Source organism: Streptomyces flavotricini (genome assembly GCF_020639365.1).
GTDB classification, from domain to species: Bacteria; Actinomycetota; Actinomycetes; order Streptomycetales; family Streptomycetaceae; genus Streptomyces; species Streptomyces flavotricini.
On sequence record NZ_JAINUL010000001.1, the window covers coordinates 6,898,934 to 6,917,964 of the forward strand.

Below are 19,031 nucleotides of genomic sequence, written 5' to 3' on the forward strand. Positions count from 1 at the left end.
CCGTGCCCACGGAAGAGTGGATGCGGCCGAGCGGGCCCCGCGCCCGGCCCCGCCGGTCCAGACTGGGGTCATGGACCGCAGCCGCCTGGACCGCTGGAACCGATACCGCTTCCGCAGTGTGTGGGACCTCGACGCCCCGCCCGCGCGCGTCTACTCCGTACTGGAGCGGACCGGCGACTACCCGCGCTGGTGGCCCCAGGTCCGCGCGGTCGAGCAGCTCGAAGGGCACAGCGGCGCCCTGCTCATCCGCTCCGTCCTCCCGTACGAGATCCGGATGACCGCCACCGAACTGCTCCGCGATCCCGGCCGCGGCCTCCTGGAGGCGGCCCTGCACGGGGACGTCGAGGGGTGGGCGCGGTGGACGGTACGGGCCCGCCGGGGAGCGGGCGAGCGCGGGACACGGGCCCTGTACGAGCAGGAGGTCGAAGTGCGCAGCCCCCTGCTGCGGCGCCTCGCGGTGCCGGTGCGGCCCGCGTTCCGGCTCAACCACACCCTGATGATGCGGGCCGGACGGCACGCGCTGGAGGCCCGGCTGGCCGCCCCGCCGGAAGCGGTTTGAACCAGACCCCGTGCCTCTTGTATTGTTCAACCCGTTCCCGGGCGATTAGCTCAGCGGGAGAGCACTTCGTTCACACCGAAGGGGTCACTGGTTCGATCCCAGTATCGCCCACCGGGTCAGGCCGGTCCGTCTCACGACGGGCCGGCCTTCCGCACGTCCGGGGCCCGTTGCGGCCGCCGGCCTACGCCGCCGCCGGCATCTCGGGGCGCAGCGGCCAGTGCGGATCCACCGCCTCCGGCGTCCCCTGCCGGGCGAACCACGCCTGCAGCCCGCGCGCCTGCGCCGCGTGCCACACCGCCTGGAGCGTGTGCAGCTCCGCCGGCGTCAGCCGTTCCAGCCGCGCCGCGAACCGGCGCCCCACCGCCCGTACGACCTCCAGTGAGGCCAGCGCGTCCGCCGCCGCGTCATGCGCGCCCTCCAGCTCTATCCCGTAGTGCGCGCACAGGTCCGTCAGTGTCCGGCGGCCCTTGCGGTACCGGTCCAGGTGCTTGTCCAGCACCCGGGGGTCCAGCACCGTCAGCGGCCGGTTGTCCAGGTACCGCGCCAGCGTCGACGCCCGGTGCCGGCGCAACTCCCGGTCCAGCAGCGTCAGGTCGAACGGCGCGTTCATCACCACCACCGGCCGGCCCGCCACCAGCTGCTCGCCGAGCGAGCGGGCTATCTCCTCGACGACGGGCGCCGGCCACCGCCCGTTGCGCTGCAGGTGTTCATCGGTCAGACCGTGCACTTCCGTGGCCCCCGGCGGCACCGGAATGCCGGGGTTGACCAGCCAGCGGGTGGAACGGACCCGGCCGCCCGCACACTCCTGCACGATGAGAGCGGCGGACACGATCCGGTCCTGCTCCACGTCCACCCCGGTCGTCTCCGTGTCGAATGCGGCCAGCGGCCCCTCATACCAGCGCGTCATGGCGAACTCCTCGTTCCCGATCGGCAGTCGGGGCGCACCCGGGCACCGCCGCCTCGGAACGTGCACCCCTGCCCGCATCGGTGATACCCGGCCTGTTTGCGCCGTACGCCGTTTGCGGACCTTCCGCTACGGAGACAACTTTCCTGGGGGACCGCACACATGACCGGTCGTCACCCCACCCACCACACCAGCCTCATTCGGCAGAGCCCGGAAGGCATGGGGAGCCGGCCATGGCGCTCGCGCAGCCCGAACCGGGCGGGATGCTGCAGGGGCGGACCGATCCGCGCACCGACGAGGACCGGACCGGACCGCTGCGCGGCTCGCTCGCCACCACCGCCTGCATGGAGACCCTCCAGGTGGCATACCTGCACGCCGTCGCCGCCGCGGCCGGCTGCTCGCTCTCCCAGCCCTTTCCGGACAACGGCATCGACTGGCAGGTCAACCACGGCGCGCCCGAGCACGTCGTCGACGACGAGGTCACCATCAAGGTGCAGCTGAAGGCGACCTACCAGACGGCGCCCAGGCCGGCGGGACCCACCTTCGCCTTCACCCTCGACAACGAGCACCTGGTGAAGCTGGCCCGCACCCCGGTCGCCGTCCACAAGATCCTCGTCGTGATGCTCGTCCCGCGAGAGCGCGACCAGTGGCTCGCCGCCGGCCACGACCGGCTCGACCTGCGGCACTGCTGCTACTGGACCAACCTCGCCGGGCACCCCGTGACCGGCCGGCGCCGGACCACCGTACGGATCCCGACCACGCGGATCTTCGACGACCGGGCGCTGTGCGAGATCATGACCCGGGTCGGGTCGGGAGGGACACCTTGATGCACTGGCACTCACCGAACCTGGAACCGCTGACGTCCCCGTCGGAGTACGGGGACTTCTCCGACTCCGGGACACCCGATCCCGCGCACGTCGACCCGGCCGTGCTGGGGGCCCTGCTGCACCGGCACGGCTGGCAGCGCCGGGGCGGGGCCGCGGGGCGGTACGGGCGATGGACGCCGCCCGCCCCGCACGGGACGGCCGGCGCCGGGAACAGCCTCCTCGTCCCGGAGAGCCGGGCCTTCCCCGACTGCTCCGACCTGCTGGAGGAGGCGCTGACCGCCCTCTCGCGCAGCGCGCTGCCCTCCGCCCGGGAGGTGCTGTACGGACTGAGCGTGCCCAGCGACGAGATCCGCTGGGAGCGGCGGATACCGGAGGGCCCCGGGGGACCGTACGGACCCCAGGGCGCGGCGGCGTGGACCGTGCAGGAGCAGCTCCGCTCGGCCGCGCGGCAGCTCCTGCTGGCCGGGGCCCTCGCGGACCGTGCCAGGGCCGGGTACTACGGGGCCCGCCACCGCGGCCAGGCCGAACGCGCCCTGGACGGGGTGCTGGTCGGGCCGGCCCCCGGCGGGCGCGTGCTCACGGCGTACGTCCCGGTGGACGGCGGGCGGGGCACCGTGACCCGGCTGCACCACGCGCTGCACGCGGCCCGGGAGGCCGTGGACTACCGGCGGGCCACCGGCGGCATGGAGGCCTTCGACGCGGCGGTCGAGGCCGGGGTCAGCCGGGAGCTGGCGGACGCGCTGATCGCGCTGGTACGGGGCTCGGAGGGGGCCGCGGTCGCGCTGGCCTGGGCGCCGGCGGCGGGGGTCCCGGCGGGGTGCGCGGCACGTCCCGAGCCGGTGGAGTTCTCGCCCGGGGACCTGCCGGTGCTCCGGGAGGCGGCGGCGCGCTACACGCGCGACGAACCGGCGGTGCCCGTGCGGGTGGCCGGGGCGGTGGTCCGGATGCGGCGCTCGGCTCCCGGCGGCGGGGGCACGATCCGGCTGCGGGTGCTGGCGGGGGCGGAGGTGCCGTACGTACGGGCGGTGCTGGACGAGGAGGCGTACCGGGTGGCGGGGCACGCGCACCTGGTGGGCGTGCCGATCCGGGTGAGCGGGCGGCTGCAGCGCCGGGGCGGGTTCCGGCGGCTCACGGACGCCACCGACGTGAGCCCGGTCCCGCTGGACGAGGTCGAGCGCGACCGCCTGATGAAGTCCCTGGACGAGTCCCTGGACCCGGCGGACGTCCTGCCCGCGGACGAGGACACGGCCTAGGCATCCCTACGGGAACCAGCCGGGGTTGCGTCCGTGCAGGTCGATCAGGGCGGGGACGCATCCCGTCAGGCAATTGCGCAGCGGGGTGGTTCCGGACTCCACGAACGTCAGCCTGCGGCCCCCGTAGTCGGCGGTCGTGGTGACGTAGACGACGTCCTCGCTGATTCCCGCCTGGTCGGTGACGGTCACCACCCGGTCCTCCTTGATCGAGACGGCCACGGAAAGGTGTCCGAGCCGGGAGTACGGGACCCTGAGGAGCCCTTCGGAGTCCAGTACGCACAGATGGCTGTCGGTGAACGCCACGTTGCGGGTCCTGCCGGTGGTGGCGTGCCCGATCAGCCGTTCCCCCGCGGCCATCTCGCACCGGTTCGCCAGTCGGCGCAGATTCCAGCCCGGACGCCCGGTGCGGGCGAGCGGAACGTCCCGGAGCATCAGGACCAGACGCAGCGCCTCCACCCAGCGGTCGGAGCCGGCTGCCACGGCAACGGCCTCGTCCAGGGGCACGTTGTCCCGGACGGGGACGGCCGGTGCCGCGGGCGTGCGGGCGTCCTGCGCCGGGTCCTGCTCCGGGGGCCGGGGGGCCCTGTTGCGTACGAAGGGATAGGCGCCGGCGCCCGTCTTGCTGCACTCCTCGGGGAGGGGGAGGCCGGCCCCCCTCATCCGACGGCGGACCTCCGGGTAGAGGTCCGTCAGGCCCAGAACCGGTCCGGCTCCGGGGACGCCGTCGCCCATGACGGCCAGCAGGAACCCGGTGAACGCGCTGTACGGCTGCTCCCTGGGCGCCATGGACCGCCGGTCAGCCGGAGCCGAGGAGAGTGAGTACACGCCCGAGTCCGACACCTGCTCGGCGATCAGCCGGGACTCGGAACTCATCAGGCCGGCGTGTCCCCGTCCGCTGTAGCAGCAGTCCAGGATCACGATCTTGACTCTGGCGGGGGACTTCCTGATCAGGTCCGCCACGTAGAAGTACGACAGGCTGGTCCAGTCCTTGCCGGAGTGGCTGGCCGTGAGACTGAGGTGGAAGGCGCCGTCGGCGGCGGCGATCAGTCCGTGTCCGCTGTAGTAGACGAGCAGCGCGCCCTCGGCCTCGTCGGCGGCCGCCGAGACCGGCCGCATGATGTCCTCGTGCTGCCGGGGATCGTCCACCGTCCGCACGTCCCAGGGCGTGAGACCGGCCGCCGCCTCCTGGGTGAGGACCTTCGCGAGGGCCCGGACGTTGCGGCGGGAGTGAGGGATCGGCGCGAGGTCCCCCGCGGCGTAGGCGGCGGCGCCGATCAGTACGGCGCGGGCGGACCCCGAAGGGGCGGCGGCCGGGAGTTCCGGGAGGGCGGGGCCGTTCACCGGCCGTCCAGCTCACGGACGATGCGCAACGCCACCTCGTCCGGGTCGTCGAGCCGTGTGGCGTCGATCTCGACCGTCTTCTTCCCGCTGGTCACCCGGACGCGTACGTTCCTGCGCCGCATGCCGGCCCAGGTGCCCAGGGAGGCCGCGACCGCGGGCAGGAGGCCCTGCGGTTCGAGCAGCAGGTGCAGGGCCTCGGTCACGGGACCCATCTCACCGCCCTGGTCCGGCGCCCGCAGAGCGGTGACGGTGACCCCGCGGAGCTCCCGGTCCTGCCGCAGCCACTGCTCCAGCCGGCGCAGTTCCTCGTCCGTCCCGTCGCCGGTCAGGCCCACCCGCACGTCCATGGAGTCCCCCTGAAGATGCTCAACTCGCAGGCCGCACATGCTAGTCACGCCGGGCGGGGCCGATGGTGCGATCGCCGCAAGAGACCGCCCAGGGGTGAGCGGTCCGGGCCGCGCGCCGCTTCCCCGGACGGTCACCGCCCTGCCAGGACGGCGCCACCGGCGGATATCCGTTTAGCGGCCGGGCCTCTGGGCTCGGTACGATTCAGGTGCGCGGCGTTCGCCCGCGCATCCCTTCCCCGGCTGTCGCGGGGCGGGGACCCCCAGAGTCAGGAGAGACCGGTGTCAGACGTCCGTGTGATCATCCAACGCGATTCCGAGCGGGACGAGCGCGTGGTGGCCACGGGCACTACGGCGGCCGAGCTCTTCGCCGGGGAGCGCACCATCGTCGCCGCGCGCGTCGCCGGCGAGCTCAAGGACCTCTCGTACGAGGTGAAGGACGGCGAGACCGTCGAGCCGGTGGAGATCTCCTCCGAGGACGGCCTGAACATCCTGCGCCACTCGACCGCGCACGTCATGGCGCAGGCCGTGCAGGAGCTCTTCCCCGAGGCCAAGCTGGGCATCGGCCCGCCGGTCCGGGACGGCTTCTACTACGACTTCGACGTGGCCCGGCCCTTCACCCCGGAGGACCTGAAGGCCGTCGAGAAGAAGATGCAGGAGATCCAGAAGCGCGGCCAGCGCTTCTCCCGCCGCGTGGTCACCGACGAGGCTGCCCGCGAGGAGCTCGCCGACGAGCCGTACAAGCTGGAGCTCATCGGCATCAAGGGCTCCGCCTCCACCGACGACGGCGCGGACGTCGAGGTGGGCGGCGGCGAGCTGACCATCTACGACAACCTCGACGCGAAGACCGGCGAGCTGTGCTGGAAGGACCTCTGCCGCGGTCCCCACCTGCCCACCACCCGCAACATCCCGGCGTTCAAGCTGATGCGCAACGCGGCCGCCTACTGGCGCGGCAGCGAGAAGAACCCGATGCTCCAGCGCATCTACGGCACCGCCTGGCCCTCGAAGGAGGAGCTGAAGGCCCACCTCGACTTCCTCGCCGAGGCCGAGAAGCGCGACCACCGCAAGCTCGGCAACGAGCTGGACCTCTTCTCCGTCCCCGACGAGATCGGCTCCGGCCTCGCCGTCTTCCACCCGCGCGGCGGCATCATCCGCCGGACCATGGAGGACTACTCGCGCCGCCGGCACGAGGAGGAGGGCTACGAGTTCGTCTACTCCCCGCACGCCACCAAGGGCGCGCTCTTCGAGAAGAGCGGCCACCTGGACTGGTACGCGGAGGGCATGTACCCCCCCATGCAGCTCGACGGTGGTACCGACTACTACCTCAAGCCCATGAACTGCCCGATGCACAACCTGATCTTCGACGCGCGCGGCCGCTCGTACCGTGAGCTCCCGCTGCGCCTGTTCGAGTTCGGCACCGTGTACCGGTACGAGAAGTCGGGCGTCGTGCACGGCCTGACCCGCGCCCGCGGGTTCACCCAGGACGACGCGCACATCTACTGCACCCGCGAGCAGATGGCCGAGGAGCTCGACCGCACCCTCACCTTCGTGCTGAACCTGCTCCGCGACTACGGTCTGACCGACTTCTACCTGGAGCTGTCGACCAAGGACCCGGAGAAGTTCGTCGGCTCGGACGAGGCCTGGGAAGAGGCCACCGCCGTCCTCCAGCAGGTCGCCGAGAAGCAGGGCCTCCCGCTGACCCCCGACCCGGGCGGCGCGGCCTTCTACGGCCCGAAGATCTCCGTCCAGGCGCGCGACGCCATCGGCCGCACCTGGCAGATGTCGACCGTGCAGCTCGACTTCAACCTGCCGGAGCGGTTCAACCTGGAGTACACCGCCCCCGACGGCTCCCGCCAGCGCCCGGTCATGATCCACCGCGCGCTGTTCGGCTCCATCGAGCGGTTCTTCGCCGTGCTGCTGGAGCACTACGCGGGCGCCATGCCGCCGTGGCTGGCCCCGGTCCAGGCCGTCGGCATCCCGATCGGTGACGGGCACGTGGAGTACCTGCAGGAGTTCGCCGCCGAGGCGAAGAAGAAGGGCCTGCGGGTCGAGGTGGACGCCTCCTCCGACCGGATGCAGAAGAAGATCCGCAACCACCAGAAGCTCAAGGTCCCGTTCATGATCATCGTCGGTGACGAGGACATGGCCGCGGGCACCGTCTCCTTCCGCTACCGCGACGGTTCGCAGGAGAACGGCATCGCCAAGGACGAGGCCCTGGCCAAGCTGGCCAAGGTCGTCGAAGACCGCGTCCAGGTCTGACCGGCGCAGTCGGGTCAGTGAGGGGCCCCCGGGGAACTTTCCTCCCCCGGGGGCCCCTCTTCGTCGTCCCGGCGGAAGATCTGGATCAGCCAGGACGAGAACGAACCCGTGACCGCCCCCAGCAGACCCAGACCGAAGATCATCAAGGTGGTGGCGATGAGCCGCCCCGACACGGTCACGGGGGCCACGTCGCCGTAGCCGACCGTCGTCAGCGTCTGGACCACGCACCACACCGAGTCCCCGAACGTCTGGATCGGGGACTGCGGGTTGCGCCGCTCGGAGTCGTAGAGGCCCAGCGAGCCGGAGAAGCCGAGCAGCAGCGAAGAGAGGCCGGCGTACGTGATCACGCGCGGGTACAGGCTGCGGCGCGGGTGGTCCCGCCTCCTGGCCATGACCGCGTCGTGGACCTTGACCATGCGCAGCGCCCGCAGCGTCGGCAGGATGACGATCACGGTGTCCAGCCAGTGGCGGCGGACGAACCGCAGCGGCCTCTGGCGGCTCAGGACCAGCCGCACCACGTAGTCCACGATGAAGCAGGTCCAGGTCAGTGCGACGATGATCGCTGCGATGTCGCGCCAGAGGGAGTGGGCGTGGGCGAGCACGCGGACCGCGTACCCGGCGAGGAACACGAGCGAGAGGTAGAAGAGCGGGATCTCGGTCCGGCGCTCCCACGCGACGTCGGGGGTCTCGACTGCAACGTGCATGGGCCCAGCATCGCGGCCGCGGTGGCGGTCCCCGCCCCGGCGACACGCCCGTCAGGGGCAAGGTCATATGCTGCATGCCATGACGACTGAGCCGGAGCAGCAGATCGGTGTGGGCACGCAGGACGCGTTCCAGCGTCTGTGGACGCCCCACCGGATGGCGTACATCCAGGGGGAGAACAAGCCGACCGGTCCGGAGGCCGGGGACGGCTGTCCCTTCTGCGGGATCCCGGAGATGTCCGACCAGGACGGCCTGGTCGTGGCCCGGGGCGAACACGTCTACGCCGTGCTGAACCTGTACCCGTACAACGGTGGCCACCTGATGGTCGTCCCGTACCGGCACGTCGCCGATTACACGGAGCTCGACGCCGCCGAGACGGCCGAGCTGGCCGACCTCACGAAGCGGGCGATGATCGCGCTGCGCAAGGCGTCCGGGGCGCACGGGTTCAACATCGGCATGAACCAGGGCGCGGCCGCCGGGGCCGGCATCGCGGCACACCTGCACCAGCACATCGTGCCCCGCTGGGGCGGGGACACGAACTTCATGCCGGTCGTCGGCCACACGAAGGTGCTGCCCCAACTCCTCGCGGACACCCGCCAGATGCTCGCCGACGCCTGGCCCAAGGACTGAGACGACCGGGGTGACCCCGGGGCCGTTCCGCGGCCCCGGGGCATCGCGCTCCACGCGTCGTAGGCGTCCTCCTACGCGTCGTACGCATCCGCCTTGCGCGGGGCGGCGTCCTGGACGAGCCCGCTGACGATCATCGAGCGGTTGCTGAAACGGTCGATGTCGGCGCCGTTCTCCTCCAGTACCCGCAGCGCCGCCGCGTGCACCGCCCGCAGGACCGGGGTCGCGGCGCGCAGGGCGTCGTCGGCCATGAAGCGGTGGCGCCAGGGCTGGCCTGCCCAGACGTGACGCAGGCCGAAGGGCTCCGGCAGGACCAGCTTGCCGCCGAAGAACTCGAGGAGCGGCGGGAACCAGGTCAGCGGGGCGCGGACGGCGAGGCGGACCACTTCCTGGGCGTCCACCAGAGGCAGCGGCCGCTCGACGGTCTCCCAGAACCGGATGGACTTCGGCACCTCGACCTTCGGGGCGGCCGACTTGCTGGTGAACAGGCCGTGCACCGGTCCGAGCGCGTGGCCGGTCACCTCGACGCGCAGCGTCTTGTACAGCACGGTGACCGTCACCAGCATGGTGATCACCAACTGGCCGTCCCAGAGCGGGTACTGGATGCCGAGGTAGTGCCGGTTGCCGCCGCTGAACTGCTGCTCGTTGCAGATCCGGGTGATCTCGTGCGGCTTGACGAGGAAGGTGTCCACGTCGGCGCCGGTCGGGCGGGCCACCTCCCCGGCGCCTTCGCCGACCGGGGTGACGATCCAGTGCTGGATCGAGGCGGGCGGCAGGCCGCCGGTGTGCAGCGGGCCGCGCTCCAGCTTGCGCAGTTCGGCGTCGACCGCGCGTATGACGTCCCAGCTGCGGAACGGGTGGATCTCCATGCCCTCGGTCTTGGGCACGAGCTCCTCGGCCATCTGCCAGCTGCCCCAGCGGGTGCCCATGCCGAGGATGCCCTTGGGGCCGGCGTAGAAGACGGAGTTGCTGCGGTCCTCGGCCGTGAGCTTGGCGAGCGAGTGCCTCAGGTCCTCCCGGGCCTTCTCGTCGGGGTTGCCGGGCACCGCCTCCGGGATCTTGGCGCCGATGCCGCTGCCGGCCAGCAGTCCGTCCCAGCGGGAGCGCAGGTCGGCTGCGGTGGCCTCGCAGATCCGGCGGGCCAGGAGCCAGCCCACGGCGGGGGCGATGATCATGCCGCGCAGGTAGAGGCCGAGGAAGCCGGTGAACGGCAGCCGGAACATGAGCACGGCCGCCACGACGGCCACGCCCACGAGCAGCAGCGTGCCCATCCAGGACGAGCGCTTGCCGTCGCCCTTGGCCAGCGTCTTGCGGAGCTGGAACAGGCCCAGCCACAGCAGGAGGCCGGGCAGGAAGACCACGCCGGCGACGAGCATGATCAGGCGCAGCTTGCGGTCGCGCTCCTTGCGGATGCGGGAGGCGGCCAGGCAGTGCTCGACGACGGTCTGCGGGTCGAGGCCGAAGGACTGGATGAGGGGTTTGCGGCCCGCGCCGAGGGTGCGGGCCTCGACGGCGCGGCAGAAGGCCTCGCCCAGGCTGGGCTCGAAGAGCGAGATCTTCGGTGGTTTGATCGTGGACTTGTGGTACTCGTTGTCGGCCTTGGCGATGTCGGACAGCTTGCTGTCCGTGCCGCCGTCCCGGTACGCGGCCGACGCGAGGGCGTTGGTCGCCGCGGTCTGGCCGCCGCCCCCCTGGAGGGGTACCTGCGCCCCGGGCCTGAAGTCGAATCCGTCGTCCGCCACCGTTGCCCCCATCGCTGTGCGTTGTGCTCTTTTGCCGCGCAGATGAGCCTATCGGCGTATCCCTTCCCATGGTCATGGGACAGGGAAATGCCGCCCACCGCAAGCGGCTTGGGTGGGCGGCTCCCGGGGGATGCCCCTGGCGCTATGTCAATCAGGTTCCCTTCTCGGCCTGTTCCCGCACCTTGTCGGCGATCTGGGGCGGCATGGGCTCGTGACGGGCGTAGGCGCGGGTGAACCGGCCGGTGCCGTGCGACACCGAGCGCAGTTCCACGGCGTACCGGTCGATCTCGATCTCGGGGATCTCGGCGCGCACCTGTGTGCGGCCGGCGCCGGCCTGTTCGGTGCCGACGACGCGGCCTCGGCGGCCGGCGAGGTCGCTCATGACGGGGCCGACGTACTCGTCGGGCACGAGGACGGCCAGCTCGGCGACGGGTTCGAGGAGGTGGATGCGGGCCTCGGCGGCGGCCTCGCGCAGCGCGAGCGCTCCGGCGGTCTGGAAGGCGGCGTCGGAGGAGTCCACCGAGTGCGCCTTGCCGTCGAGCAGGGTGATCCGCACGTCGACCAGCGGATAGCCGGCCGCGACCCCGCGGGCGGCCTGGGTGCGTACGCCCTTTTCGACGGACGGGATGAACTGGCGGGGGACGGCGCCGCCGACGACCTTGTCGACGAACTCGATGCCGCTGCCCGGGGGGAGCGGTTCCACCTCGATCTCGCAGATGGCGAACTGGCCGTGCCCGCCGGACTGTTTGACGTGCCGGCCGCGGCCCGCGGCCTTGGCGCCGAAGGTCTCGCGCAGGCTCACCTTGTGCGGGACGGGGTCGACCTGGACCCCGTAGCGGGTGCGCAGCCGTTCGAGGGCCACGTCCTGGTGGGCCTCGCCGAGGCACCACAGGACGACCTGGTGGGTGTCCGGGTTCTGCTCCAGCCGCATCGTGGGGTCCTCGGCGACGAGCCGGGCCAGCCCCTGCGAGAGCTTGTCCTCGTCGGCCTTGCTGTGGGCGGCGATGGCGAGGGGGAGCAGCGGGTCGGGCATCGGCCAGGGCTCCATGAGCAGGGGCCGGTCCTTGGCCGAGAGGGTGTCGCCGGTCTCGGCCCGGGTGAGTTTGGCCACGCAGGCGAGGTCCCCGGCGATGACCTGGGTGAGGGTGCGCTGCTGCTTGCCGAAGGGGGAGGTGAGGGTGCCGATCCGCTCGTCGACGTCGTGGTCCTCGTGCCCGCGGTCGGTCAGGCCGTGGCCGCTGACGTGCACGGTCTCCTCGGGGCGCAGGGTGCCGGAGAAGACGCGGACGAGGGAGACGCGCCCGACGTAGGGGTCGGAGGAGGTCTTGACGACCTCGGCCACGAGGGGCCCGTCGGGATCGCAGGTGACGGCCGGGCGGTCGGCGCCGTCCGGGGCGGTGACGGACACGGCGGCCCGCTCCAGGGGGGTGGGGAAGCCGCCTGTGATCAGTTCCAGGAGTTCGACCGTGCCGAGGCCCTGGCGGGCGCCGTCGGCGGCGGGGGCGGCCATCAGGACGGGGTGGAAGGTGCCGCGGGCGACGGCCCGCTCCAGGTCGTCGACGAGGGTCTTGAAATCGATGTCCTCGCCGCCCAGGTAGCGGTCCATGAGGCTCTCGTCCTCGCTCTCCGCGATGATCCCCTCGATCAGGCGGGAGCGGGCGTCGGAGATGAGGGAGAGCTCGGCGGGTTCGGGGTCGCGCTCCACGCGCTCCCCGGAGGTGTAGTCGTACACGCGCCGCGAGAGCAGGCCGAGGAGGCCGGCGACCGGGGCGTGCCCGTCGGGGCCGGGAGGCCCGTACAGGGGCAGGTAGAGCGGGATGACGGCGTCGGGGTCCTCGGCCGCGAAGTTCTCGCCGCAGACGGTGGTCATCTGCGCGTAGTCGGCGCGGGCTGCCTCCAGATGGGTGACGACGATGGCGCGGGGCATGCCGACGGCCGCGCACTCGTCCCAGACCATGCGGGTGGCGCCGTCGATGCCGTCGGAGGAGGAGACGACGAAAAGGGCCGCGTCCGCGGCGCGCAGACCGGCCCTGAGTTCGCCGACGAAATCGGCGTATCCGGGGGTGTCCAAGATGTTGATCTTGATGCCGGCCCACTCGACCGGGACGAGGGACAGCTGGACGGACCGCTGCTGCCGGTGTTCGATCTCGTCGTAGTCGGAGACGGCGGTGCCGTCCTCGACCCGGCCGGCCCGGTTGACGGCGCCCGCCGTCAGGGCGAGGGCCTCGACCAGCGTGGTCTTGCCGGCTCCGCTGTGGCCGACCAGCACGACGTTGCGGAGCGACGACGGGCGGTCGGCCGCCGGTGCCCTGCCGGCGGCTCCGGCTTGGTGTGATGTGGCTCCCATGATGCTCGTGCCTCCCGGTGTGACGGTGAGGAGGTTGAATCGGGGTCCTTCGAGCTTTGCACCGGCGTCACACTGCGTCCATACGTAGTACCCGGCACTGTCCGGAGCATGACGCGGGCATGGACCGGCGATTGCCCGGCCCGAACCGGTGGGTGCGCGGCGCAGGGGGCCCGGGGCGCTGGCTACGATGGGCCAGCCGGTGGCCGATGTGGCCGTGCGGCCCAGCGACCCTCTGGGAAGACCATGCTGAACAAGTACGCGCGTGCCTTCTTCACGCGTGTTCTCACGCCATTCGCCGCGTTCCTCCTCCGACGGGGGGTGAGCCCGGACGCGGTCACCCTGATCGGCACGGCCGGAGTGGTGGCGGGAGCGCTGGTCTTCTTCCCCCGGGGCGAGTTCTTCTGGGGCACGATCACCATCACCCTGTTCGTGTTCTCCGACCTGGTGGACGGGAACATGGCCCGCCAGGCGGGCGTCTCCAGCCGCTGGGGCGCCTTCCTCGACTCCACGCTCGACCGGGTGGCCGACGCGGCGATCTTCGGGGGCCTCGCGCTCTGGTACGCGGGCAACGGGAACGACAACGTGCTGTGCGCGGTGGCGATCTTCTGCCTGGCCAGCGGCCAGGTCGTCTCCTACACGAAGGCCCGTGGCGAGTCGATCGGGCTGCCGGTGGCCGTCAACGGGCTCATCGAGCGCGCCGAGCGGCTGGTGATCTCGCTGGTCGCGGCCGGCCTGTCCGGGCTGCAGACCTTCGGGGTGCCCTCGTGGATCGGGGTGCTGCTGCCGATCGCGCTGTGGGTCGTCGCCGTGGGCTCGCTGGTCACGCTGATCCAGAGGGTGGTCACCGTACGCCGCGAGGCGGCGGAGGCCGACGCGGCGGCCTCCGTGGCCGAGGGCGGCGCGGCCTGATGGCCGGGCGGGTGCAGGACAAGCTGGTCGACGGGTTGTACGGGCTCGGCTGGGCCGGGGTCAAGAGGCTGCCGGAGCCGGCCGCGGTGGCCCTCGGTCGCCGCATCGCCGACTTCGCGTGGAAGCGGCGCGGCAAGAGCGTGCTGCGGCTGGAGTCGAACCTGGCCCGGGTGGTGCCCGACGCCGGTCCCGAGCGGCTGCGCGAGCTGTCCCGGGCGGGCATGCGCTCGTACATGCGGTACTGGATGGAATCGTTCCGGCTGCCGACCATGGACCCGGAGCGCTTCGGCACCGATGTCGAGTTCGAGGACGAGCACCTGCTGCGCGAGGCCCTCGACTCCGGGCGCGGGGTCGTCGTGGCGCTGCCGCACCTCGCCAACTGGGACCTCGCCGGGGCCTGGGCCATCGGCCACATGAAGGCGCCGTTCACCACGGTCGCCGAGCGGCTGAAGCCCGAGACCCTCTACGACCGGTTCGTCGCCTACCGCGAGAGCCTGGGCATGGAGGTCCTGCCGCACAGCGGCGGCGCCGCCTTCGGCACCCTCGCCCGCCGGCTGCGCTCCGGCGGCCTGGTCTGCCTGGTCGCGGACCGCGACCTGTCGGCCTCCGGGGTCGAGGTCGACTTCTTCGGCGCCGCGGCCCGCATGCCGGCCGGACCGGCACTGCTGGCCCAGCAGACCGGCGCGGTGCTGCTCCCGGCGACCCTGCACTACGGCGACACGCCGAAGATGTACGGCCGGATCCACCCCGAGGTCGAGGTGCCGAAGACCGGGACCCGGACCGAGAAGACCACCGCCATGACCCAGGCGGTGGCGGACGCCTTCGCCCGGGGGATCGCCGAGCACCCGGAGGACTGGCACATGCTGCAGCGGCTGTGGCTGGACGACCTGGAGGAGCGCCCGTAGTGAAGATCGGCATCGTGTGCCCGTACTCCTGGGACGTACCGGGCGGCGTCCAGTTCCACATCCGCGACCTCGCCGAGCACCTGATCCGCCTCGGCCACGAGGTGTCGGTGCTGGCCCCGGCGGACGACGAGACGCCGCTGCCGCCGTACGTGGTCTCGGCCGGCCGGGCGGTGCCGGTGCCGTACAACGGGTCGGTGGCCCGGCTGAACTTCGGCTTCCTTTCGGCGGCGCGGGTGCGGCGCTGGCTGCACGACGGCGTCTTCGACGTGATCCACATCCACGAGCCGGCCTCGCCCTCGCTGGGACTGCTGTCCTGCTGGGCGGCGCAGGGGCCGATCGTGGCCACCTTCCACACCTCGAACCCGCGCTCGCGCGCCATGATCGCCGCGTACCCGATCCTGCAGCCGGCCCTGGAGAAGATCAGCGCGCGGATCGCGGTGAGCGAGTACGCGCGCCGCACGCTCGTGGAGCACCTGGGCGGGGACGCCGTCGTGATCCCCAACGGGGTCGACGTGGACTTCTTCGCCAAGGCCGAGGCGAACCCCGACTGGTCCGGGCAGACCCTCGGCTTCATCGGCCGGATCGACGAGCCCCGCAAGGGCCTGCCGGTCCTGATGGCGGCTTTCCCCAAGATCGTGGAGGCCTGCCCCGACGTACGGCTCCTCGTGGCGGGCCGCGGTGACGAGGAGGAGGCCGTGGCCTCCCTGCCCGCCGAGCTGCGCGCGCGGGTGGAGTTCCTCGGCATGGTCTCGGACGAGGACAAGGCGCGGCTGCTGCGCAGCGTCGACGTGTACGTGGCCCCGAACACGGGCGGCGAGAGCTTCGGCATCATCCTGGTCGAGGCCCTGTCGGCGGGAGCCGCCGTGCTGGCCTCCGACCTGGACGCCTTCGCCCAGGTCCTGGACCAGGGGGCGGCGGGGGAGCTGTTCGCCAACGAGGACGCCGACGCGCTGGCCGCGGGCGCCGTGGCCCTGCTGCGCGACCCGGAGCGGCGCGCGGAGCTGAGCGCCCGGGGCTCCGCGCACGTACGCCGCTTCGACTGGTCGACGGTCGGGGCGGACATCCTCGCGGTCTACGAGACGGTGACGGACGGCGCCGCGGCGGTGGCCACGGACGAGCGCGTCCGGCTGCGCACCCGGCTGGGCCTGACCCGGGACCCGTCCTGACGCCCGGCCCGGAATCCGTTCCGGCCCGCGGCAGGGGGTAATGTCGCGGGCCGTGATCGAAACCCTTGTCTGGACCGCCCTCGCGCTCGGCGTCATCGGGGTCTACCTCAGCTGGACCGCCGGACGGCTGGACCGGCTGCACTCGCGGATGGACGCCGCCCGCGCCGCCCTCGACGCGCAGCTCGTCCGGCGCGCCTCGGTGGTGCTCGAAGTGGCCACCTCCGGAGTGCTCGACCCCGCCTCCTCGATCGTCCTGTACGAGGCCGCCCACGGCGCCCGCCAAGCCGAGGAGGAGCAGCGCGAGGTCGCCGAGAGCGAGCTCAGCCAGGCGCTGCGCGCGGTGTTCGCCGACGCCGCCCAGGTGGACCTGCTCAAGGCCGCCCCCGGCGGCGAGGCCGCCGCCGAGGAGCTGGCCGCGGCGGTCCGCCGGGTGCCCATGGCGCGGCGGTTCCACAACGACGCCGTACGGGCGGCCCGTGCGCTGCGCCGGCACCGCAAGGTCCGCTGGTTCCGGCTGGCCGGCCACGCCCCGTTCCCGCTCGCCTTCGAAATGGACGACGAGCCTCCGGCGGATCTCGCCGACCGGCCGTAGCGGCACCCGCCAGCCCCACTTGTACCCGAAGGCCAAGTCGAAAGGGGCCACCGGCTCCTCATTGGCCCTTGCGGTGGACTGGTCGGGGAAGGTTTGCTCGGCGCAGTAGAACCGCAGCACCCGTCTTCCCTTCGAGTGAGGTCAATCCGTGAGCACGCTTCCCTCCACCCCGCAGTCCGCTGAGTCCGCGATCGGCACCTCCCGCGTCAAGCGCGGCATGGCCGAGCAGCTCAAGGGCGGCGTGATCATGGACGTGGTCAACGCCGAGCAGGCGAAGATCGCCGAGGACGCCGGCGCCGTGGCCGTCATGGCCCTGGAGCGGGTCCCCGCCGACATCCGCAAGGACGGCGGCGTCGCGCGCATGTCGGACCCGAACATGATCGAAGAGATCATCGAGGCCGTCTCCATCCCCGTCATGGCCAAGTCCCGCATCGGCCACTTCGTCGAGGCCCAGGTCCTGCAGTCCCTCGGCGTCGACTACATCGACGAGTCCGAGGTCCTCACCCCGGCCGACGAGGTCAACCACTCCGACAAGTGGGCGTTCACCACCCCCTTCGTCTGCGGTGCCACCAACCTGGGCGAGGCCCTGCGCCGCATCGCCGAGGGCGCGGCCATGATCCGCTCGAAGGGCGAGGCCGGCACGGGCAACGTCGTCGAGGCCGTCCGCCACCTGCGCCAGATCAAGAACGAGATCGCCCGCCTGCGCGGCTACGACAACAACGAGCTGTTCGCCGCCGCCAAGGAGCTGCGCGCCCCGTACGAGCTCGTCAAGGAGGTCGCCGAGCTCGGCAAGCTCCCGGTCGTGCTGTTCTCCGCCGGTGGCGTCGCCACCCCGGCCGACGCCGCGCTCATGCGCCAGCTCGGCGCCGAGGGCGTCTTCGTCGGCTCCGGCATCTTCAAGTCCGGCGACCCGGCCAAGCGCGCCGCCGCCATCGTGAAGGCCACCACCTTCTACGACGACCCGAAGATCATCGCGGACGCCTCCCGCAACCTGGGCGAGGCCATGGTCGGCATCAACTGCGACACCCTCCCCGAGGCCGAGCGCTACGCCAACCGCGGCTGGTAGTCACCATGACGAACCCCGTTGTCGGTGTCCTGGCCCTCCAGGGCGACGTACGGGAGCACCTGATCGCCCTGGCCGCGGCGGACGCCGTGGCCAGGCCGGTCCGGCGCCCCGAGGAGCTCGCCGAGGTCGACGCCCTCGTGATCCCCGGCGGCGAGTCCACGACGATGTCGAAGCTCGCCGTCCTGTTCGGCATGCTGGAGCCGCTGCGCGAACGGGTGAAGGCCGGCATGCCGGTCTACGGCACCTGCGCCGGCATGATCATGCTCGCCGACAAGCTGCTCGACGGCCGTGACGACCAGGAGACCCTGGGCGGCATCGACATGATCGTGCGCCGCAACGCCTTCGGCCGGCAGAACGAGTCCTTCGAAGCGAAGATCGACTTCGCGGGCATAGAGGGAGGCCCCGTGGAGGGCGTCTTCATCCGCGCCCCGTGGGTCGAGTCGGTCGGCGCCGCCGCCGAGGTGCTGGCCACGTACGACGGCCACACGGTCGCCGTGCGCCAGGGCAACGTCCTCGCCACCTCGTTCCACCCCGAGCTGACCGGAGACGACCGGGTCCACGCGTACTTCGTCGACATGGTGCGCGCGGGGCTGTAGACAGGTCCCGGTAGGATCTGAGGTGCACACTGTTGGTTACGCGAAGGAGACAGGCGGATGTCCGGCCACTCTAAATGGGCTACGACGAAGCACAAGAAGGCCGTGATCGATGCCAAGCGCGGCAAGCTCTTCGCGAAGCTGATCAAGAACATCGAGGTCGCGGCGCGCATGGGCGGCGCCGACATCGACGGCAACCCGACCCTCTTCGACGCCATCCAGAAGGCCAAGAAGAGCTCGGTCCCGAACAAGAACATCGACTCCGCGGTCAAGCGCGGCGGCGGCCTTGAGGCCGGCGGCGCCGACTACGAGACGATCATGTACGAAGGCTACGGCCCGAACGGTGTCGCGGTGCTCATCGAGTGCCTCACCGACAACCGCAACCGCGCCGCGTCCGACGTCCGCGTCGCCATGACCCGCAACGGCGGTTCGATGGCCGACCCGGGCTCGGTCTCGTACCTGTTCAACCGCAAGGGCGTCGTCCTGCTGCCCAAGGGCGAGCTCTCCGAGGACGACGTCCTGGAGACCGTGCTCGAGGCGGGTGCCGAAGAGGTCAACGACCTCGGCGACAGCTTCGAGATCATCAGCGAGGCCACCGACATGGTCGCGGTCCGCACCGCGCTCCAGCAGGCGGGCATCGACTACGACTCGGCCGACTCCAACTTCCTGCCGACCATGCAGGTCGAGCTGGACGAGGAGGGCGCGCGCAAGATCTTCAAGCTGATCGACGCGCTCGAGGACAGCGACGACGTCCAGAACGTCTTCGCCAACTTCGACGTCTCCGACGAGGTCATGGAGAAGGTCGACGCCTGATCGGGCGTCAGCGGCGGGCCGGCGGGGACACACCCCGCCGGCCCGCCGCTTTGTCAGTGCCACCGGTTAGCCTGCACGCACT

At 71.8% G+C, this 19,031-nt stretch carries 18 protein-coding genes and 1 tRNA gene; 13 read left to right on the plus strand and 6 right to left on the minus strand.

The annotated features are described in order from the left end of the window. Positions 1 to 70 precede the first annotated feature (70 nt). A complete protein-coding gene (locus K7B10_RS31505; RefSeq protein ID WP_372481493.1) occupies positions 71 to 559 on the plus strand; it encodes an SRPBCC family protein in 489 nt (162 codons plus the stop codon). A gap of 39 nt (positions 560 to 598) precedes the next feature. After that, positions 599 to 670: transfer RNA gene (locus tag K7B10_RS31510), tRNA-Val, on the plus strand. A 70-nt stretch (positions 671 to 740) separates the two neighbouring features. Here the strand turns inward: K7B10_RS31510 and K7B10_RS31515 are convergent. Then, a complete protein-coding gene (locus K7B10_RS31515) occupies positions 741 to 1,466 on the minus strand; it encodes a 3'-5' exonuclease (protein ID WP_229341379.1) in 726 nt (241 codons plus the stop codon). A 230-nt stretch (positions 1,467 to 1,696) separates the two neighbouring features. Between K7B10_RS31515 and K7B10_RS31520 the strand changes: the two genes are divergently transcribed. Together K7B10_RS31520 and K7B10_RS31525 are read left to right on the plus strand one after the other, a co-directional pair. After that, entirely contained in the window at positions 1,697 to 2,290 is a 594-nt protein-coding gene (locus K7B10_RS31520) for a DUF4365 domain-containing protein (protein WP_229341381.1), read from the plus strand. Next, positions 2,290 to 3,543 (plus strand): hypothetical protein, encoded by a 1,254-nt coding sequence (locus K7B10_RS31525; RefSeq protein ID WP_229341383.1) that lies wholly within the window; start codon positions 2,290 to 2,292, stop codon positions 3,541 to 3,543. The genes K7B10_RS31520 and K7B10_RS31525 overlap by 1 nt, the downstream gene beginning before the upstream one ends. A gap of 6 nt (positions 3,544 to 3,549) precedes the next feature. On the opposite strand, the gene K7B10_RS31530 is transcribed toward K7B10_RS31525, so the two are convergent. Both K7B10_RS31530 and K7B10_RS31535 read right to left on the minus strand, forming a co-directional pair. Continuing rightward, a complete protein-coding gene (locus K7B10_RS31530) occupies positions 3,550 to 4,884 on the minus strand; it encodes a caspase family protein (protein ID WP_229341385.1) in 1,335 nt (444 codons plus the stop codon). Further along, positions 4,881 to 5,231 (minus strand): effector-associated constant component EACC1, encoded by a 351-nt coding sequence (locus tag K7B10_RS31535; protein WP_229341387.1) that lies wholly within the window; start codon positions 5,229 to 5,231, stop codon positions 4,881 to 4,883. Before K7B10_RS31535 ends, K7B10_RS31530 begins: the two co-directional genes overlap by 4 nt. Positions 5,232 to 5,510: 279 nt before the next feature. Between K7B10_RS31535 and thrS the strand changes: the two genes are divergently transcribed. Further along, entirely contained in the window at positions 5,511 to 7,487 is a 1,977-nt protein-coding gene (gene thrS, locus K7B10_RS31540) for a threonine--tRNA ligase (protein WP_229341389.1), read from the plus strand. 14 nt (positions 7,488 to 7,501) lie between these two features. Here thrS and K7B10_RS31545 read toward each other — a convergent pair whose 3' ends face one another. After that, positions 7,502 to 8,191 carry a potassium channel family protein gene (locus K7B10_RS31545; protein ID WP_229341391.1) on the minus strand — a complete coding sequence of 230 codons (690 nt, stop codon included), beginning with the start codon at positions 8,189 to 8,191 and terminating at the stop codon, positions 7,502 to 7,504. Between the two features lie 67 nt (positions 8,192 to 8,258). Between K7B10_RS31545 and K7B10_RS31550 the strand changes: the two genes are divergently transcribed. Further along, positions 8,259 to 8,819: an HIT family protein gene (locus K7B10_RS31550; RefSeq protein WP_229341393.1), complete on the plus strand. Its 561-nt coding sequence runs from the start codon at positions 8,259 to 8,261 to the stop codon at positions 8,817 to 8,819. A gap of 71 nt (positions 8,820 to 8,890) precedes the next feature. Here the strand turns inward: K7B10_RS31550 and K7B10_RS31555 are convergent, their stop codons facing one another. Both K7B10_RS31555 and K7B10_RS31560 read right to left on the minus strand, forming a co-directional pair. Further along, positions 8,891 to 10,558: an AbeC-like domain-containing protein gene (locus K7B10_RS31555; RefSeq protein WP_229341395.1), complete on the minus strand. Its 1,668-nt coding sequence runs from the start codon at positions 10,556 to 10,558 to the stop codon at positions 8,891 to 8,893. A 151-nt stretch (positions 10,559 to 10,709) separates the two neighbouring features. Then, the gene (locus K7B10_RS31560) at positions 10,710 to 12,905 is read right to left on the minus strand and encodes an elongation factor G-like protein EF-G2 (protein WP_229341397.1); all 2,196 of its coding nucleotides are present in this window, start codon (positions 12,903 to 12,905) and stop codon (positions 10,710 to 10,712) included. Between the two features lie 243 nt (positions 12,906 to 13,148). On the opposite strand from K7B10_RS31560, the gene pgsA reads away from it, so the two are divergent. The 7 genes from pgsA to K7B10_RS31595 all read left to right on the plus strand — a co-directional run bounded on the left by pgsA (position 13,149) and on the right by K7B10_RS31595 (position 18,949). Next, positions 13,149 to 13,814, plus strand: a complete 666-nt coding sequence (gene pgsA, locus K7B10_RS31565; protein WP_229341399.1) for a phosphatidylinositol phosphate synthase — start codon at positions 13,149 to 13,151, stop codon at positions 13,812 to 13,814. Further along, positions 13,814 to 14,719 (plus strand): phosphatidylinositol mannoside acyltransferase, encoded by a 906-nt coding sequence (locus tag K7B10_RS31570; RefSeq protein ID WP_229341401.1) that lies wholly within the window; start codon positions 13,814 to 13,816, stop codon positions 14,717 to 14,719. Before pgsA ends, K7B10_RS31570 begins: the two co-directional genes overlap by 1 nt. Next, positions 14,719 to 15,885 (plus strand): glycosyltransferase family 4 protein, encoded by a 1,167-nt coding sequence (locus K7B10_RS31575; RefSeq protein ID WP_229341403.1) that lies wholly within the window; start codon positions 14,719 to 14,721, stop codon positions 15,883 to 15,885. The genes K7B10_RS31570 and K7B10_RS31575 overlap by 1 nt, the downstream gene beginning before the upstream one ends. A gap of 52 nt (positions 15,886 to 15,937) precedes the next feature. Continuing rightward, entirely contained in the window at positions 15,938 to 16,477 is a 540-nt protein-coding gene (locus tag K7B10_RS31580) for a hypothetical protein (RefSeq protein ID WP_229341405.1), read from the plus strand. 148 nt (positions 16,478 to 16,625) lie between these two features. Further along, positions 16,626 to 17,543, plus strand: coding sequence for a pyridoxal 5'-phosphate synthase lyase subunit PdxS (gene pdxS / locus K7B10_RS31585; protein WP_008740483.1), 918 nt, complete (start codon positions 16,626 to 16,628; stop codon positions 17,541 to 17,543). Between the two features lie 5 nt (positions 17,544 to 17,548). Next, entirely contained in the window at positions 17,549 to 18,139 is a 591-nt protein-coding gene (gene pdxT, locus K7B10_RS31590) for a pyridoxal 5'-phosphate synthase glutaminase subunit PdxT (RefSeq protein ID WP_229341407.1), read from the plus strand. Positions 18,140 to 18,196: 57 nt separating this feature from the next. Continuing rightward, the gene (locus K7B10_RS31595; RefSeq protein WP_053786045.1) at positions 18,197 to 18,949 is read left to right on the plus strand and encodes a YebC/PmpR family DNA-binding transcriptional regulator; all 753 of its coding nucleotides are present in this window, start codon (positions 18,197 to 18,199) and stop codon (positions 18,947 to 18,949) included. Positions 18,950 to 19,031 lie beyond the last annotated feature (82 nt).

Excerpts from the sequence above, each read along its gene's own strand:
- K7B10_RS31505 (WP_372481493.1), top strand. The coding sequence starts at position 71 with ATGGACCGCAGCCGCCTGGACCGCTGGAACCGATACCGCTTCCGCAGT.
- K7B10_RS31515 (WP_229341379.1), bottom strand. The coding sequence starts at position 1,466 with ATGACGCGCTGGTATGAGGGGCCGCTGGCCGCATTCGACACGGAGACG.
- K7B10_RS31520 (WP_229341381.1), top strand. The coding sequence starts at position 1,697 with ATGGCGCTCGCGCAGCCCGAACCGGGCGGGATGCTGCAGGGGCGGACC.
- K7B10_RS31525 (WP_229341383.1), top strand. The coding sequence starts at position 2,290 with ATGCACTGGCACTCACCGAACCTGGAACCGCTGACGTCCCCGTCGGAG.
- K7B10_RS31535 (WP_229341387.1), bottom strand. The coding sequence starts at position 5,231 with ATGGACGTGCGGGTGGGCCTGACCGGCGACGGGACGGACGAGGAACTG.
- K7B10_RS31545 (WP_229341391.1), bottom strand. The coding sequence starts at position 8,191 with ATGCACGTTGCAGTCGAGACCCCCGACGTCGCGTGGGAGCGCCGGACC.
- K7B10_RS31550 (WP_229341393.1), top strand. The coding sequence starts at position 8,259 with ATGCTGCATGCCATGACGACTGAGCCGGAGCAGCAGATCGGTGTGGGC.
- K7B10_RS31560 (WP_229341397.1), bottom strand. The coding sequence starts at position 12,905 with ATGGGAGCCACATCACACCAAGCCGGAGCCGCCGGCAGGGCACCGGCG.
- pgsA (WP_229341399.1), top strand. The coding sequence starts at position 13,149 with ATGCTGAACAAGTACGCGCGTGCCTTCTTCACGCGTGTTCTCACGCCA.
- K7B10_RS31570 (WP_229341401.1), top strand. The coding sequence starts at position 13,814 with ATGGCCGGGCGGGTGCAGGACAAGCTGGTCGACGGGTTGTACGGGCTC.
- pdxT (WP_229341407.1), top strand. The coding sequence starts at position 17,549 with ATGACGAACCCCGTTGTCGGTGTCCTGGCCCTCCAGGGCGACGTACGG.
- K7B10_RS31595 (WP_053786045.1), top strand. The coding sequence starts at position 18,197 with ATGTCCGGCCACTCTAAATGGGCTACGACGAAGCACAAGAAGGCCGTG.